This is a genomic window from Mesorhizobium sp. P2_H9 (assembly GCF_056403215.1).
Genome location: NZ_JBFUFX010000008.1, coordinates 183,963 through 198,592, shown reverse-complemented (window position 1 = coordinate 198,592; position 14,630 = coordinate 183,963). Strand labels below are relative to the sequence as shown.

The following is a 14,630-nucleotide window of genomic DNA, read 5'->3' as shown; positions in this document are numbered from 1 at the left end:
CCGGGCCATAAAGACTTGAAATGCCTAAGTCTTGGGTTACACCCGTTGGGCGATTTTTGTTGGAATGGAAGCATACGGGGCGATATGCCATCACCTTTGATCCGGCGCGGAGTATGGGCGATCGGCGTTGCCGTGCTCGTCATCGCGCTGGTCGTCGCCGCGCTGCCGCTGATTGCCTCCACCCGTATCGTGCGCGACCGCATCGCCTGGGAGATGAGCGCGTGGAGCGGTTTCAGGGTTACCATCGATGGCGCGCCGCGCATTGAGGTGTGGCCGAAATTCCGGGCCATCCTGACCGACGTGACGCTTTCGCAATGGACGGAGACCGATGCGCCACCGGTGATCGAGGCCGAGCGGGTCGAGGTCGACCTTTCCGCCATGGCGGCGCTGCGCGGCGACGTGGTGTTTTCGACGGCGCGGCTGGTGCGGCCGACGATCAGGGTTCAGCGCATGGCAAACGGGTTCTTCCTGCCTGCCATACCGTCCGGCGGACGCATCACGCGCTCGATCGACACCGCCCGCGGCGTGGTCAACGCCAATCCGGCGACGCCGGATCTGAGCAAGCTGCCGACCGATCCATTCGGCACCGTGGAATTCAGGGACGGCCGCATGGTCGCCTCCGTTGGCGGCAAGGACGATGAAATCCTGAGCAGCCTGACCGGCCAGGCAAGCTGGGCGGCGATGAACAGCAATGCGACGCTGACGGCAACCGGAATCTGGCGCGGCGAAAGCGTCGCCGTCGATGTCGCCTCGCCCAAGCCGCTGGTGTTGTTTGCCGGGGGCGCCGCGCCGATCACGCTTTCCTTCAAGGCAGCACCTGCCAGCTTTTCATTCGATGGCGTCGCCGGCATGTCCGAAAATGCCTATTTCGATGGCCAGGCCAAATTTTCAGCCCCGTCGCTCAGGCGTGTGCTGGAATGGTCGCAGGCCGGCATCGCGCCGGGTGCCGCCATCGGTTCCGTCTCGATCTCGAGCAAGGTAACGGCTACAGCCGGCCGCATAAAATTCGAAAACACCGCAGTGGCCCTGGACAACAATCCGGGCATGGGCGCGCTTGATTTCTCCTTCGGTGAAGCGCTGCCGGTGATCTCCGGCACGCTCGCCTTCGATACGCTCGACCTCAGGTCGTTTCTCTCCGCCTTCACGCCGCTGGCCCCCGCCGGCGAAACCGGCCCAGGCGAAATCGACAGCAGCTTCGCCGACCGGATCAATCTCGATCTCAGACTGTCGGCAGCGCACGCCACGGCGGGTGCGATCCAGCTTGCCGACGTCGCCGCCACCGCCCAGGTCAAGAACGGCCTCGCGGTGTTCGACATTTCCGATGCGTCGGCTTTTGGCGGCAACATCCAGAGCAGCCTCCGTTTCGACCGCAAGCCTGAGGGCACGCAGGTCGAGATCCGGCTTTTGGCTTCCGATATCGATGGCGGCGCTTTCGGCACCGCGGCGGGGATGACGCGGCTGGTGCCAGCCAGCACCGGAACCGTCTCGGTCATCCTCAAGGGGCCCGGTAAATCCTGGAGCTCCATCTTCGAAAACGCCGACGGCTCGGTCTCGGCGACGTTCGGTCCGGGCGCCCTCAGCGGCCTCAACCTTCAGGCGTTTCTCAAGCACTCGGAGCAGGGCGGGTTCTTCGCGCTCGACGATGTCGCCGACGGAACGCTGCCGATCGACGGCGCCGAGCTCAAGGCCAGCATCTCCAAGGGCGTCGCCAGGCTCGACAAGGCCGAAGCCAACTCGGCGAAGTACAAGATCTGGCTTTCCGGCATCGCCTCCTATGCCGGTCGCGGACTGGCGCTCTCCGGCGGCATCATCCAGCCGGACAAGGCCGCTACGCCGACAAATGCACAAGGCCCTAACCAGTCCTCGTTCTTCGTCGGGGGCACCTGGAGCACGCCGTTCATCTCGCCGATCAGCCGTGGCGTTTCAGGCGAGTAGGCCGCCGGCTCTCAACCCGTCAGCCACGCTGAGCGGCCTGTTCGTCGAGCTGACGCTGAACCTCACGACGCTTGTTGGCGAGCGAGGCGATGATGACGCCGACAGCAACAACGGCGATCAGAATGGTGCAGGCGGCGTTGATCTCCGGCGTCACGCCGAGGCGAACCTGGCTATAGATCTTCATCGGCAAGGTGGTGGCGCCCGGCCCGGAGGTGAAACTGGCAATGACCAGATCGTCGAGGGACAGAGTGAAGGCCAGCATCCAGCCTGACACGATCGCCGGCATGATGACCGGCAGCGTGATCTGGAAGAAGGTCTTCACCGGCGTTGCGCCCAGATCCATCGCGGCTTCTTCCAGCGAACGGTCGAAGGTGATGAGGCGCGACTGCACGACGACGGCGACGAAGCACATGGTCAGCGTGATGTGGGCAAGCGTCACGGTGAGGAAGCCGCGATCGAGACCGACGGCAACGAAAAGCAGCAGCAGCGACAGGCCGGTGATGACTTCCGGCATGACCAGCGGCGCAAACACCATGCCGGAAAACAGCACCCTGCCCCTGAAGCGCGTGTAGCGGGTCAAGGTAAGTGCCGCCAGCGTGCCGAGCACGGTTGCCACGGTGGCCGAAATCAGGCCAACGCGCGCCGTAACCCAGGTCGCATCCATGAGGCCCTGGTTGTGAAACAGCGAGACGTACCATTTGGTCGAGAAGCCGCCCCAGACGGTAACCAGTTTCGACTCGTTGAAAGAGAAGACGATGAGCAGGACGATCGGCAGGTAAAGAAAGGCAAAACCGAGCACGATCGAGGTGATGTTGAAGCGGCTCCAGGTGGTGTTCATGATGTCACCGATCCATTTCCTGAGAGCGCGCCTGCGCTCGCTGGAAGAGCATGATCGGCACGATCAGCAGCAAGAGCAGGATGACGGCGACGGCGGACGACACCGGCCAGTCGCGATTGGCGAAGAACTCGTTCCACAGCGTCTTGCCGATCATCAGCGTCTGCGAGCCGCCGAGCAGGTCGGGAATGACGAACTCGCCGACCGCCGGGATGAACACCAGCAGACAGCCGGCGATGACGCCAGGTAGCGACAGCGGGAAGGTGATTTTCCAGAAGGCTGATGTCGGTGGGCAGCCGAGATCCTTTGCCGCCTCGATCAGCGAATAATCCATCTTCTCGAGGGCGGAATAGAGCGGCAGCACCATGAACGGCAGGTAGGAATAGACGATGCCGATGAAGATCGCCGTGTAGGTGTTGAGGATAATCAGCGGCTCGTGGATGACGCCGGTGGCGAGCAGCAACTGGTTGAGCAATCCCTCTGGCTTGAGGATGCCGATCCAGGCGTAGACGCGGATCAGGAACGAGGTCCAGAATGGCAGGATCACCAGCATCAGCAAGGTGGGGCGGATCGTTGCCGGCGCCCGCGCCATGCCGTAGGCGATCGGGTATCCGACGATCAATGTCAGCACCGTCGAGATTGCGGCGATGATGACGCTGGTCACATAGGCGTTGAAGTAGAGCGCGTCCTGCGTCAGCCATGTGTAGTTATCCACACTGAGCTGTTTCAGCTGCGCAAAAAACCCGGAAATGCCAGCGCTGAAATCGAGTGCCGGCGTATAGGGCGGAATGGCGATCGCCGTCTGTGACAGCGAGATCTTGAAGACGATGACGAACGGAATGAGGAAGAAGAACAGGAGCCAGACATAAGGAATGATGATGACCAGGCGGCCGACGAAGGCGGCTCCCAACCGGGCCGGGAAAGACTTGCTGGTGGTGTCTGAAGAGGGTGGTGCGACGGTAATAGCGGCATTCGACATGACCGCCCCCTACCGCGTCAGCACAACGCCGGCATCGGGCCGGAAAGACACCCAGGCCCGATCGTTCCAGCTCAGCGGGTCCTCGGCGATGCGTGCCGCGTTCATCGTGCTGGCCCGTACCATCTGCCCGTCATCCAGCCTGACATGATAAACGGTCATGTCGCCGAGATAGGCGATGTCGTAGACTTCGCCTTCGAGCGCATTGACCGCATCGGCGGGCTTTCTCGACGAAATCCTGATCTTCTCAGGCCTGATGGCGAAGACGATGTCGGCGCCTGCGGCGGTGTCGACGGAATTGTCTACGACGATCTGGGCTCCAGTCGCACCGGCGATGCGGGTTGTCTTGGCCGTGTGCTCGGCAACCTTGCCTTCGAACATATTCACGTTGCCGACGAAGTGGGCGACAAAGCGCGAGCTCGGGGCTTCATAGACTTCGGCCGGCGTCGCCACCTGCATCACCTCGCCCTTGTCGATGATGGCGATGCGGTCAGCCATAGTCATCGCCTCTTCCTGGTCGTGGGTGACGACGACGAAGGTGAGGCCGAGATTTTGCTGCAGGTCCATCAGTTCGAACTGGGTTTCCTCGCGCAGCTTCTTGTCGAGCGCGCCAAGCGGCTCGTCGAGCAGCAGCACCTTCGGCCGCTTGGCGACCGAGCGGGCAAGGGCGACGCGCTGGCGCTGGCCGCCGGACAATTGGTGCGGCTTGCGCTTGGCGAACTGCTCGAGCTTGACCAGCTTCAGCATCTCGGCGACGCGCTTTTCGATATCGGCAGCGGGCATGCCTTCCTGCTTGAGGCCGAAGGCGATGTTTTTCTCCACGGTCATATGCGGAAACAACGCATAGGACTGGAACATCATGTTGACGGGCCGCCGGTAGGGCGGGATGCCACGCAGATCCTGGCCATCGAGCAGGATACGACCGGCGGTCGGCTCCTCGAAGCCGGCGAGCATTCTGAGCAGAGTCGACTTGCCGCAACCGGAGGCGCCGAGCAGCGCGAAGAACTCGCGCTCGAAGATGGTCAGCGACAGATTGTTGACGGCGGTAAAGTCGCCGAACTTCTTGGTGACATTGTCGAATTGAATATACGGCTTGGCGTTCGGATCATTCCATGGCGCGAAATCCCTGCGGATGCTGCCAAGCGATTTCATGTCCCACTCCGTCCTGCTTTTTGCCCCGAAAGGAAACCGACCCCGGCAGAGGATTGCCGGGGTCGTGTCAGATTGCTTATTGGCCGGTGACGATCTTGGTCCAGGTGCGCGTGATGACACGCTGGGTCTTGGGATCGTAAGGCTGGACGGTGTAGAGCTTCTCCAAGGTCGCGGCATCCGGATAGATCGCCGGATCGTCCAGGATCGCCTTGTCTACGAACTGCTGCGAAGCCTTGTTGCCGTTGGCGTACAGCACATAATTGGAGGACTTGGCGATGACTTCCGGCTTCATCATGTAGTTGAGGAATTCATGCGCCTCGGCGACATGCGTTGCGTCGGCAGGGATCGCCATCTGATCGAACCACATCTGGGCGCCTTCCTTGGGCACCGAATAGCCGATTTCGACCCCCTGCTTGGCCTCGACCGCGCGGTTGCGGGCCTGGAACACGTCACCCGACCAGCCGACCGCCAGGCAGATATCGCCATTGGCGAGCGCGTTGATGTATTCGGAAGAGTGGAACTTGCGGATAAAGGGCCGGATCTTCAGCAACGTGTCCTGGGCCTTGGCGATATCGTCGGCAGAGGTGCTGTTCGGATCGAGACCGAGATATTTCAGCGCCGCCGGTATGATATCGGCCGGCGAGTCCAGCACATAGACACCGCAATCCTTCAGCTTGGCCAGGCTGTCGGGATTGAAGAACACGTCCCAGCTGTCGATCTTGTCGGTGCCAAGTGCTGCCTGCACCTTCTTGAGGTTGTAGCCGATACCGACCGTGCCCCACATGTAGTTGATCGAATATTCGTTGCCGGGGTCGTATTTGGCGGTTCGCTCCGAAACGGTGTCCCACATGTTAGAAATGTTGGGCAGCTTGGACTTGTCGAGCTTCTGGAACACGCCGGCCTGGATCTGGCGTGCAAGGAAGTTGCCGCTGGGCACGACGACGTCGTAGCCGCTGCCGCCGGCAAGCAGTTTGGTTTCCAGGATTTCGTTGGAATCAAAGGTGTCGTAGACGACCTTGATGCCGGTTTCCTTGGTGAAGTCGTCGATGATCGAGGCGTCGATATAATCCGACCAGTTGAAGACGTTGACGACGCGATCCTCGGCGTGACCGCCGACGGCGAAAAGCGTCAGAAATGCCGAGGTCGCCGAAAGCCAGAGCGCTTTGCGGATCATGCTATTCTCCTTTGGTGAGTGTTCCGTCGCCGGCTCGTCGCGGCGTAGCGCGGCCGGGCATTTGCTTCAGACTATTGAGCTTTCCAGGACGCGACAAGCACGAACTGGCGACACCATGGGAGTGGTTCGATGTGCTGATGTCGCGAGCGTTGTGCGCTTGTCGTGGCCTGGATGGCACTGCTGCGCCGTCAGCGGCTCTCGCCATGGCGCGGGCAGGGATACGACGATTTGGTCCGGTCTCGATTGGACCGGCGGGGAGACTTGGCAAGATACGCCTGTCTTGTTGTTGCCGTAGCCCCAGCCTRCCCGCCCGGTAGCGACGTTGTCAATGGCAAACCCGTGCACTGCATTAATTAGGGGATGGCACGCCGGCGACCCCCGGTCGCGCCGGCCGGGCCTGGCGTTTGAATTCGAGCCCGATATGGACAAGCAGCGCCGTGACCACGACCGCGCCGCCGACGATGGTGCGCACCGAGGGCACTTCGGAATGAACAAGCCAGACCCAGATGGGCCCTAGGATCGGTTCAAAAGTGCCAATCAACGCCGCGACCGCCGCCGGAACAAGTCGGGCGCCGGTGGTGAAGAAGGCCAGGCCGAGGCCTAGATTGACGACGCCGAAGGCGAAGAGAAAACCCATATCGTGGCCGGAAACGGCAAGCTCCGATGCCTGGGACGCCGCGAATGTGGCAGCGAGCATCGCGCCAAGGCAAGTGGCCGGCGTCATGCGTACATGAGCGAAACGCCGGGTGACGACAGTTGCGATCGAGAACATGACGGCAATCAGCAGCGCCAGGCCGTCGCCGATCGGAGAGACGGCGCCGTCGAGCGATTCCGAGACCATGATGGCAACGCCGACGATGACCGCAGCGATAGCCATCCAAGTCGCGACAGTCACCCGTTCGCGAAACAACGCCCAGGCAAGCAGCGCCGCCAGCAATGGCACGCCGGCCTGCATCAACAGGATGTTGGCGACGGTGGTGTAGGAGAGCGCGACGACGAACGAGGTCGAAGCGGTGGCAAAGCAAATGGCCACGGCAAGGCCGGGCAGGCCCATGTCGCGAAACAATTTCGGCGTGCCGCGCCAGCCGTCGCGCCAGACCATGAAGCCAAGCAGAAAGGCGACGGCCCAGAGCGAGCGCCAGAAGATCACCGCCCAGTTGTCACCGGTATCGATGAAACGGGCGATGGTACCGCCAAAGCTCCAAACCAGCGCCGACAGGAATATCAGGAGATAGCCGACGCGCTCCTCGCGCGGCGAGACGACACTTGGTGATGCGATATCGGTCATGAGTGCGACTGTCGGCGATTTCCGGGCGGCACGATGCGCAGTGGACGACAGAAACGTGCTTCATTCGCGTAACGCAAAGTTGGTGGCTGGGCGTGGTCCAGCACAATGTTCCGCTTAGGGCACCTTGAACCTGTTGAGCATGATCTTTTCCGAAAACCGGATTCCACTTTTCGGGATCATGCTCTAGCCGCCGGCAACGGCAAAGTCGCCCAGGGAAAGAAGCCAGGCGACGTCGCGGCCATCGACCTCGAGATGTTCCCCGGCTTTCGGGAAGACGTAGGTAAAGCCCGATGCCGGCGCGGCGACGACGATCGAGGTGTCGCCGCGATACTCGATCGCGACAGCGCCGGTCAGCGCCGGCGGCTGCGGTGTTCCGGACATCTGGGTTCGGCGTGGTGGCGACTGCCATACCTGGCGATTTTGACCACAGCATCCCATCATCGTCTCCTGTTGTTATGTTGTCTTCGACCCGGTCGCCTGCTCGAACAGGCAGGCAGCACCGGAGGCGCCGAGCCAGACCAGCACGAACTCAATCCAGCCGTGGCTGACGAGCGGCGCGAACACGGCCGATGGCCACAGGCTCAGGCAATAGAAACAGTCCATCAGATGCCCCAGCATATGATCGCCGGCCCTGGCCCTGACCTTGACGACGATGTTGAAGGGTCCGTCCTCGGCGGCGACGAAATGTGCGATCCGCCAGGTGGCGAGGCTGATGAGGATGAAAACAAGTTCGCTCGACATCTGACATCCATCAGAAATTCCCGCGCGGCGGAAAAGATGCCGCCGCGCGGAAGACAGGGTTCATCCGTTGATGACGGCGATATCCACGTCGGGATCCACCCGGATGTCGACCGGGTCATAGTTCCAGTCGAACAGATGCCCATTGTCGGCGCCGGCAGGGTTCATTGCACGGCTGAACGCGCTGCAGCCGAGGCCATAGGAGCCCTCGAGCGAAGTCGCTGCCACCAGACGATAGGTGCCTGATAGAAGGCATGAGTTGTCGCTGGTTGTTTCATGCCAGTGAGACGTATCGGCCAGTGATGTCTGCAGCGAGAAGGATCCGCTGCCGCAGCCATGCGACGTCAGCACGGCATTGCGCAGATGATGCGCGGTGACGGAGACGACGATGCGCACGTCGATGTCTTGCGGCACGACGCCACGCCGGATGGTCGGGCATGGCACCAGCAGGTTGCGACCGGGCAGAGCGAACGCGCTGTCGGATTCCGACGCGAACTTCCAGGCCAGCGTGTCGAAATGCACCGTTGGCGCAGTGTTGTCCGTCTGGATGGCGACGACGCCGGAATATTGCAGGTGGTTCTTCGCCGCCCCTCCGACCTCGATCTTGAGCAGCGTTCTCTGCAGCGTCGGCGTTGGCCATTCGAGCACGAGATTGTCCGGGTGGAACGCCGTCGGATTGGGCAGCACCGGATACCAGCCATCGGCGTCGGGCGTGACAAGGTGCGGCGATCCCGACGGTATCGGATAGATGTTCCAGGACAGCCCGGTGATGGCGTTGAAGGTCACGCCATTGTCGGTGCTGGCGAGCACCCGGTAGAATTGCGCCTTCGGCACGTTGACGCAGCCGTAGAGCTGCAGCGTGCCGTGGAACGGTGTCCGCGCCAGCGGGCGAGGCCCTATGGGCGGTATCGGACGGTTCGGGCGCACTGCATAGCCGGTGACGGCATTGAAGTAGGACGCATTGTTGAGCGGCATCAGGCCGGCGAACAGGATTTCCGGCACGTCCTTGCAGGGCACGACGGGCGTTTCGCAGACACGCGATTCACGCGCCTGGCTGGAAGCGACGAGCGTGACCGGAGGAATGACGCCGGCGTTCCAGCGCACGTCGAAATAGCCTTCGGAATAGATGACTTCCTCGATGCCGTCGCCATTGGTGTCCTGGGTGACCCGGAAGGTGATGTCGGGCACATCCACAATGCGCTGCCACTGCGGCAGGTAAATATCGAAGCAGCGGTGGAACGGGCCGATGTAGCGGTTGAGGTCGAAGCCATCGATTTCCGCGTGATGCACGCCCAGTTGCCTGGCGACCGCGGCGCGGATGGCCTCGCTTGGGTCGGCCGGCTTCTTGCCGACGATGTCGTCATCGCCGCTCAGCAGCTTCTGGAATTCCGGGGGAATAGGCGCCTGCATCTCCATCGGGAAAGCGCGTGCTCCCTCAAGCTCGGCGGACAATGTTTCCCGCCCGCTTTGCGAGTTCGCTTCGAGGCTCAGGCTTGCCGCCTGAGACACGGCGCCGAGCGCGGCCTCGAGATGGCGCTTCAACCCGGGCAGTTTCTCGACCGGGCCTGGACGCGGCGGCACCGGCAGATCCAGTTCCGGTAAAGCCACCAGATCCTTGATCGAAGGCCTGATGAAAATGTAGGGAAAACAGATCCGGCGATGGCGCCAGCGCAGGATCCAGTCGATATCGAAGCGCGGGACGTAGACGCAGAAGCGGCCGCATTCGTCGGTCTTGACGGTGGCAATGACTTCGCGCCGGCAATGGAAGGGATAGAACCATCCCCAGCGCCAGTTGGCAGGGAAATAGCTGACCAGACTGCAATCGGTGTCCTGGACCTCGACGGTGGCGAACGGAACGGGATATTCGACGCCGGTGACCGGATCCTTCTTGACGACGCGTCCGCAAATGCGCCGGAAGAAGAACAGTTCGGGATCGATACGCCACTTCAGCCTTTCGGCAAGGTCGGCAATGCTGTGGCCGATCAGTTCCTTGGCGTCGATCTTGGCCAGCGACGCAAGGCGTTCGGCCTGGATCGTGGTGATGATGCGCTTGTCAGGGGCGTGTTCGGCCGCATGTGCGGCCGGCTTTTCAGGCGACTTCATGGCTGTGGCCTCCTCTGGACTTGGCTGCGGGATTGCAAAATTCATCCGCAGGCCAGCATCGATACCAGCAACCACCGAGGCGTTATGTAAGAAGCATCACATATTTCCAAATACAACTCGAAATTTAACTTATCGATAATTAAAGTAATTTGCATTACTACTGTAAATATTTTATTATCTACGTTCTATATATCAATAATTTTATGTGATATGCTTCATAGACATGTCGGCATTTCGATTATTTTCAAAAATCGACCCACCCCTCTCTGGCGGGACTATCAGGCCGATATACAGAGTTCTGCAGTTCGGCCAATAGCTGTCAGGCGCGCCGCCAGCAGCGGTACGCCTGATAGCATCGGAGGATGTCGGCTACTCTATGAACTGGCCTTGTTGCCGCGAATGAAGCGCCAGAGGCCCGCCAGGGGGACCAGCAGGATCAGGCCGAATTTTTTCAACGCGATGAGCGCCACGACCAGGAAACCCGCCTTTGCCGCCAATTTTCCGGCAATGAGGCCACCAATGCCAACCGCGGCAACTGTGTCGGTGCCAGGCAGGAAGTCGGTGTATTTGCTGCCGGTGTTGAAGTCCGCCACGCCGAGCACTTCGTCCAGGCTCTGCTTGATCTCCGGCAATTGTTCCACCGTGGCGATGTAGCTCATCACGAAGACGCCTTCCCTGCCGAGGAAACGGACATCGTAATTGAGCGTGTGGATGGTATCCTCTCCGAACTGCAGTTCCTTGGCCCAGTGCAACCGCTTGTGAACGAAATCATAGACCGGCGGTGAGGCCCAGCCGATCAGCTTGATCGGCTGATAACCGTCCTTCACTCGCTGATCATTGCCCGACAAAGTGTCCGCCTGCATGCTGCTCAGCAGTTCGGTGTAATCGATGGACGCGGCGTCGCCGTCATCGACATCGCCGATCTTTTCATAGCGTAGCTCGATGCCCCAACCGTTGCCGGCGATCGGTTCATACTTGATCGGAAAGATCATGCCGATCGCTTCGGAGGCGGTATCAGGCGGGTTTCCCCAGGCCTCAGTCAGGACGGACGTGGCGTCCTTCCTGTCGAGAAAATAGAACTTGTCCTTGAGGTTGAGATGGATGCCTTCGGGAAGGTCGACCGCGCCGGTCTTCGGATCGATCTTATCCAGGAATGCCTTGCCGTCGTCGCTATACTGTCGATAGCCCTTGAAGAATTCCGAGGATTTTTCTGCCAATGCGGGGCTGGCCGAAAGGGCAAGCGCCAAACCAAGCCAGAAAGCCGTCCTGCCCATCGCTGATCCCCCGACCGTTGCGCTGCTCGTCTTTCGATATCGCACCGCCGATGCTTAATCAATATTTCCATCGGCAATGATCCAGGCGACTACTTGTTATCACCCGCAAGACGTGGGTGGCCTTTTTGGGGAAACCGACTTCGCCGGCAACCTCACTGAAAGTCGAACGCACTCAAGCCGGTGACCATCTCGTCGAGGCCGAGCGGGCGCGTCACCGGCGGTTCGGCGCGCGCCAGGCAGCCGACGCGTTCGCACAGCCGGCAGGCAGGACCGACCGGCGTGGCTGGAGCGCCGCCGTGCCCAGTCTTTGCAGCCGCCGGCAGTGCCGCGCCATAGACGATCTCGTCGCGAAAGCCGATATCGCAGCCCAAAAGCAGCGCCGTGCGGCGCGGACGCTCCGAGAACGAACCTTGCGGCCCTTCGAGCGTGCGGGCGACGCAGAGGAACTCGGCGCCATCGGGCATCTCCACCGCCTCGACAAAAATCTGGCCGGGCTGCGTGAAGGCGGCATGAACCGGCAGCTTCGGACAGCCGCCGCCGAAGCGGCTGTGCGGAAAGCCCAGGCTGCCCGCCCTGCGGAAACGGTTGCCGGCATTGTCGACCTCGAGCATGAAGAACGGCACGCCCAACATGCCGGGCCGCTGCAACGTGGTCAGCCGGTTCGCCACTTGCTCGAAGGAGACGTTGAAGCGCGAACGCAGCACGTCGATGTCGTAACGGGCGCGAATGGCGGCCGCGTGAAAGGCCTGGTAGGGCATCGTCAGCGCGTGTGCCGCATAGCGGCCGAGTTCGAAGCGGGCCAGACGGCGGGCTTCGTCAGTGGTCAGCTTCAGGCCTTGTATCTCGCCGGCCACCGCAACCGTCATGCGGATCAGGCAGGCTTCCATCGCCACTTCGCGCAACTGGTCGAATGGCGACAGGCGTTCGGATAAGAACAGACGCTGCGAGTGGCGGTCATAGCGGCGGCGCCAGTTCGGCATGGTGGCGACCGGCAACACCTTGACCACAATGCCGTATTCGCGCTTCAGCCAGGCCTTCAGCGCGGCGAACAGATCATCGCCAGGATCGAGCACCGAGGTGAACGCCTCGGCCTCTTCCTCAAGCGCGGTAAGATGGTTCGGCCGGCGCTCGAAAATCTCGTGCACCTCATCGATCGGCAGCCGCGCGCCGGCAAGTGCCGTGCCCTTGCCTTCGCGCGCCAGAAGTTCGTTGAGATCGGAAAGCCGTTCGGCCTGCTCGCGATAGGCACGAAACAGTTTTATCATCGCGGCCGACGCATTGGGGGCAGCCTCGGCGAGCTCGATCAGCTCCTGGTCGCCCGGCAATTCGCCGACAAGCAGCGGATCGGCAAACACTTCCTTCAAGGCTGATATCGACCCCCTCGCCTCGCCCTGCAGCTCGTGCGGATCGACCTTGTAGACGGATGCCAGTTTCAGGATCAGCTGCACCGTCAGCGGCCGCTGGTTGCGCTCGATCAGGTTGAGATAGGACGGCGAGATGCCGAGCCCCTCGGCCATCGCCGTCTGGGTCAGGCCCTTGGCGTTGCGGATGCGGCGGATGCGCGGTCCGGCGAAGATCTTCTGATCAGCCAATCGACTATCCTTGACAGAAATTTACACGACCTCGGTGCGGCTGCGCGCCATCGGTCTTTTACAATCGTGACAAATTTACAGCGCTTATCAGTCAAACACAACACAGGTTTTCTCTTATTTTCGGCTGAATCTCACGGTTTTTCTCGCTCTCTTCGCGCTGCAATGTAAATGATGTCACACACAAGTGGCGCTAAACCCTCCTGGCAGCAGCGCTTTGAACCCGGCATCGAATTTTCTGGAGTGACCCATGACCGATTTTTACAACCTCGTTCCCTCGGCGCCGGAAGGCCGCTTCGACGGCATCGAACGGCCCTATTCGCCGGCGGACGTGAAGCGGCTGCGCGGGTCGGTCCAGATCCGGCAGAGCCTCGCCGAAATGGGCGCGAACCGGCTGTGGAAGCTCATCCACGAGGAGGATTTCGTCAACGCGCTCGGCGCCATGTCGGGCAACCAGGCCATGCAGCAGGTCCGCGCCGGGCTGAAGGCGATCTATCTGTCGGGATGGCAGGTCGCGGCGGACGCCAACACAGCGTCATCAATGTATCCGGACCAGTCGCTTTATCCCGCCAATGCGGCGCCCGAACTGGTCAAGCGTATCAACCGCACCTTGCAGCGCGCCGACCAGATCGAGACCTCCGAGGGCAACGGCCTTTCGGTCGACACCTGGTTCGCGCCGATCGTCGCCGACGCGGAAGCCGGCTTCGGCGGCCCGCTCAACGCCTTCGAGATCATGAAGGCGTTCATCGAGGCGGGGGCCGCCGGCGTCCATTATGAAGACCAGCTGGCATCGGAGAAGAAGTGCGGCCATCTCGGCGGCAAGGTGCTGATCCCGACCGCGGCGCATATCCGCAACCTCAACGCCGCGCGCCTGGCGGCTGACGTGATGGGCACGCCGACCTTGGTCGTGGCGCGCACCGACGCGGAAGCGGCAAAGCTGTTGACCTCCGACATCGACGAGCGCGACCAGCCCTTCGTCGACTATGACGCCGGCCGCACGGTGGAAGGCTTCTACCAGGTCCGCAACGGCATCGAGCCCTGCATCGCGCGCGCCATCGCCTACGCGCCATACGCCGACCTGATCTGGTGCGAGACCTCGAAGCCCGATCTGGCGCAGGCCAAGAAATTCGCCGAGGGCGTGCGCAAGCATCACCCGGGCAAGCTGCTCGCCTACAATTGCTCGCCGTCGTTCAACTGGAAGAAGAACCTCGACGACGCGACGATCGCGAAATTCCAGAGGGAACTTGGCGCCATGGGCTACAAGTTCCAGTTCATCACGCTGGCCGGTTTCCACCAGCTCAATTTCGGCATGTTCGAACTCGCGCGCGGCTACAAGGCGCGCCAGATGACGGCCTATTCCGAATTGCAGGAAGCCGAATTCGCGGCGGAAGCCCACGGCTACACCGCGACCAAACACCAGCGCGAGGTCGGCACCGGCTATTTCGACGCCGTGTCGATGGCGATCACCGGCGGCCGGTCTTCGACCACCGCCATGCATGAATCGACCGAGCACGCCCAGTTCAAGCCGGCGGCCGAATAGCCGGAACGAGAATACGCAACCAAACA

At 61.6% G+C, this 14,630-nt stretch carries 12 protein-coding genes; 2 read left to right on the top strand and 10 right to left on the bottom strand.

Annotated features, from left to right (window positions below; genetic code table 11):
- Window positions 1-84 precede the first annotated feature (84 nt).
- On the top strand, window positions 85-1,935 hold the full coding sequence (locus AC1DXN_RS16665) for an AsmA family protein (protein ID WP_477274658.1): 1,851 nt from the start codon (window positions 85-87) through the stop codon (window positions 1,933-1,935).
- A gap of 19 nt (window positions 1,936-1,954) precedes the next feature.
- Here AC1DXN_RS16665 and AC1DXN_RS16660 read toward each other — a convergent pair whose 3' ends face one another.
- The 10 genes from AC1DXN_RS16660 to AC1DXN_RS16615 all read right to left on the bottom strand — a co-directional run bounded on the left by AC1DXN_RS16660 (window position 1,955) and on the right by AC1DXN_RS16615 (window position 13,067).
- Window positions 1,955-2,773, bottom strand: coding sequence for an ABC transporter permease (locus tag AC1DXN_RS16660; protein ID WP_477248928.1), 819 nt, complete (start codon window positions 2,771-2,773; stop codon window positions 1,955-1,957).
- A 4-nt stretch (window positions 2,774-2,777) separates the two neighbouring features.
- On the bottom strand, window positions 2,778-3,749 hold the full coding sequence (locus tag AC1DXN_RS16655) for an ABC transporter permease subunit (RefSeq protein ID WP_477274660.1): 972 nt from the start codon (window positions 3,747-3,749) through the stop codon (window positions 2,778-2,780).
- Between the two features lie 9 nt (window positions 3,750-3,758).
- Entirely contained in the window at window positions 3,759-4,898 is a 1,140-nt protein-coding gene (locus tag AC1DXN_RS16650; protein ID WP_477274662.1) for an ABC transporter ATP-binding protein, read from the bottom strand.
- Between the two features lie 76 nt (window positions 4,899-4,974).
- Window positions 4,975-6,072, bottom strand: a complete 1,098-nt coding sequence (locus AC1DXN_RS16645) for a polyamine ABC transporter substrate-binding protein (protein ID WP_477248869.1) — start codon at window positions 6,070-6,072, stop codon at window positions 4,975-4,977.
- A gap of 349 nt (window positions 6,073-6,421) precedes the next feature.
- Window positions 6,422-7,360, bottom strand: a complete 939-nt coding sequence (locus AC1DXN_RS16640) for a DMT family transporter (RefSeq protein WP_477274664.1) — start codon at window positions 7,358-7,360, stop codon at window positions 6,422-6,424.
- Between the two features lie 183 nt (window positions 7,361-7,543).
- Entirely contained in the window at window positions 7,544-7,741 is a 198-nt protein-coding gene (locus AC1DXN_RS16635; protein WP_477274666.1) for a hypothetical protein, read from the bottom strand.
- A gap of 72 nt (window positions 7,742-7,813) precedes the next feature.
- Window positions 7,814-8,101: a DUF1360 domain-containing protein gene (locus AC1DXN_RS16630; RefSeq protein WP_477248872.1), complete on the bottom strand. Its 288-nt coding sequence runs from the start codon at window positions 8,099-8,101 to the stop codon at window positions 7,814-7,816.
- A gap of 60 nt (window positions 8,102-8,161) precedes the next feature.
- On the bottom strand, window positions 8,162-10,201 hold the full coding sequence (locus AC1DXN_RS16625) for a hypothetical protein (protein ID WP_477274668.1): 2,040 nt from the start codon (window positions 10,199-10,201) through the stop codon (window positions 8,162-8,164).
- A gap of 374 nt (window positions 10,202-10,575) precedes the next feature.
- Entirely contained in the window at window positions 10,576-11,475 is a 900-nt protein-coding gene (locus tag AC1DXN_RS16620; protein ID WP_477274670.1) for a DUF2167 domain-containing protein, read from the bottom strand.
- Window positions 11,476-11,627: 152 nt separating this feature from the next.
- Complete coding sequence (locus tag AC1DXN_RS16615) at window positions 11,628-13,067, bottom strand: helix-turn-helix domain-containing protein (protein WP_477274672.1); 1,440 nt, start codon at window positions 13,065-13,067, stop codon at window positions 11,628-11,630.
- 247 nt (window positions 13,068-13,314) lie between these two features.
- Here AC1DXN_RS16615 and aceA point away from each other — a divergent pair, with 247 nt between their 5' ends.
- Window positions 13,315-14,604 (top strand): isocitrate lyase, encoded by a 1,290-nt coding sequence (gene aceA / locus AC1DXN_RS16610; protein ID WP_477274674.1) that lies wholly within the window; start codon window positions 13,315-13,317, stop codon window positions 14,602-14,604.
- Window positions 14,605-14,630: the final 26 nt, after the last annotated feature.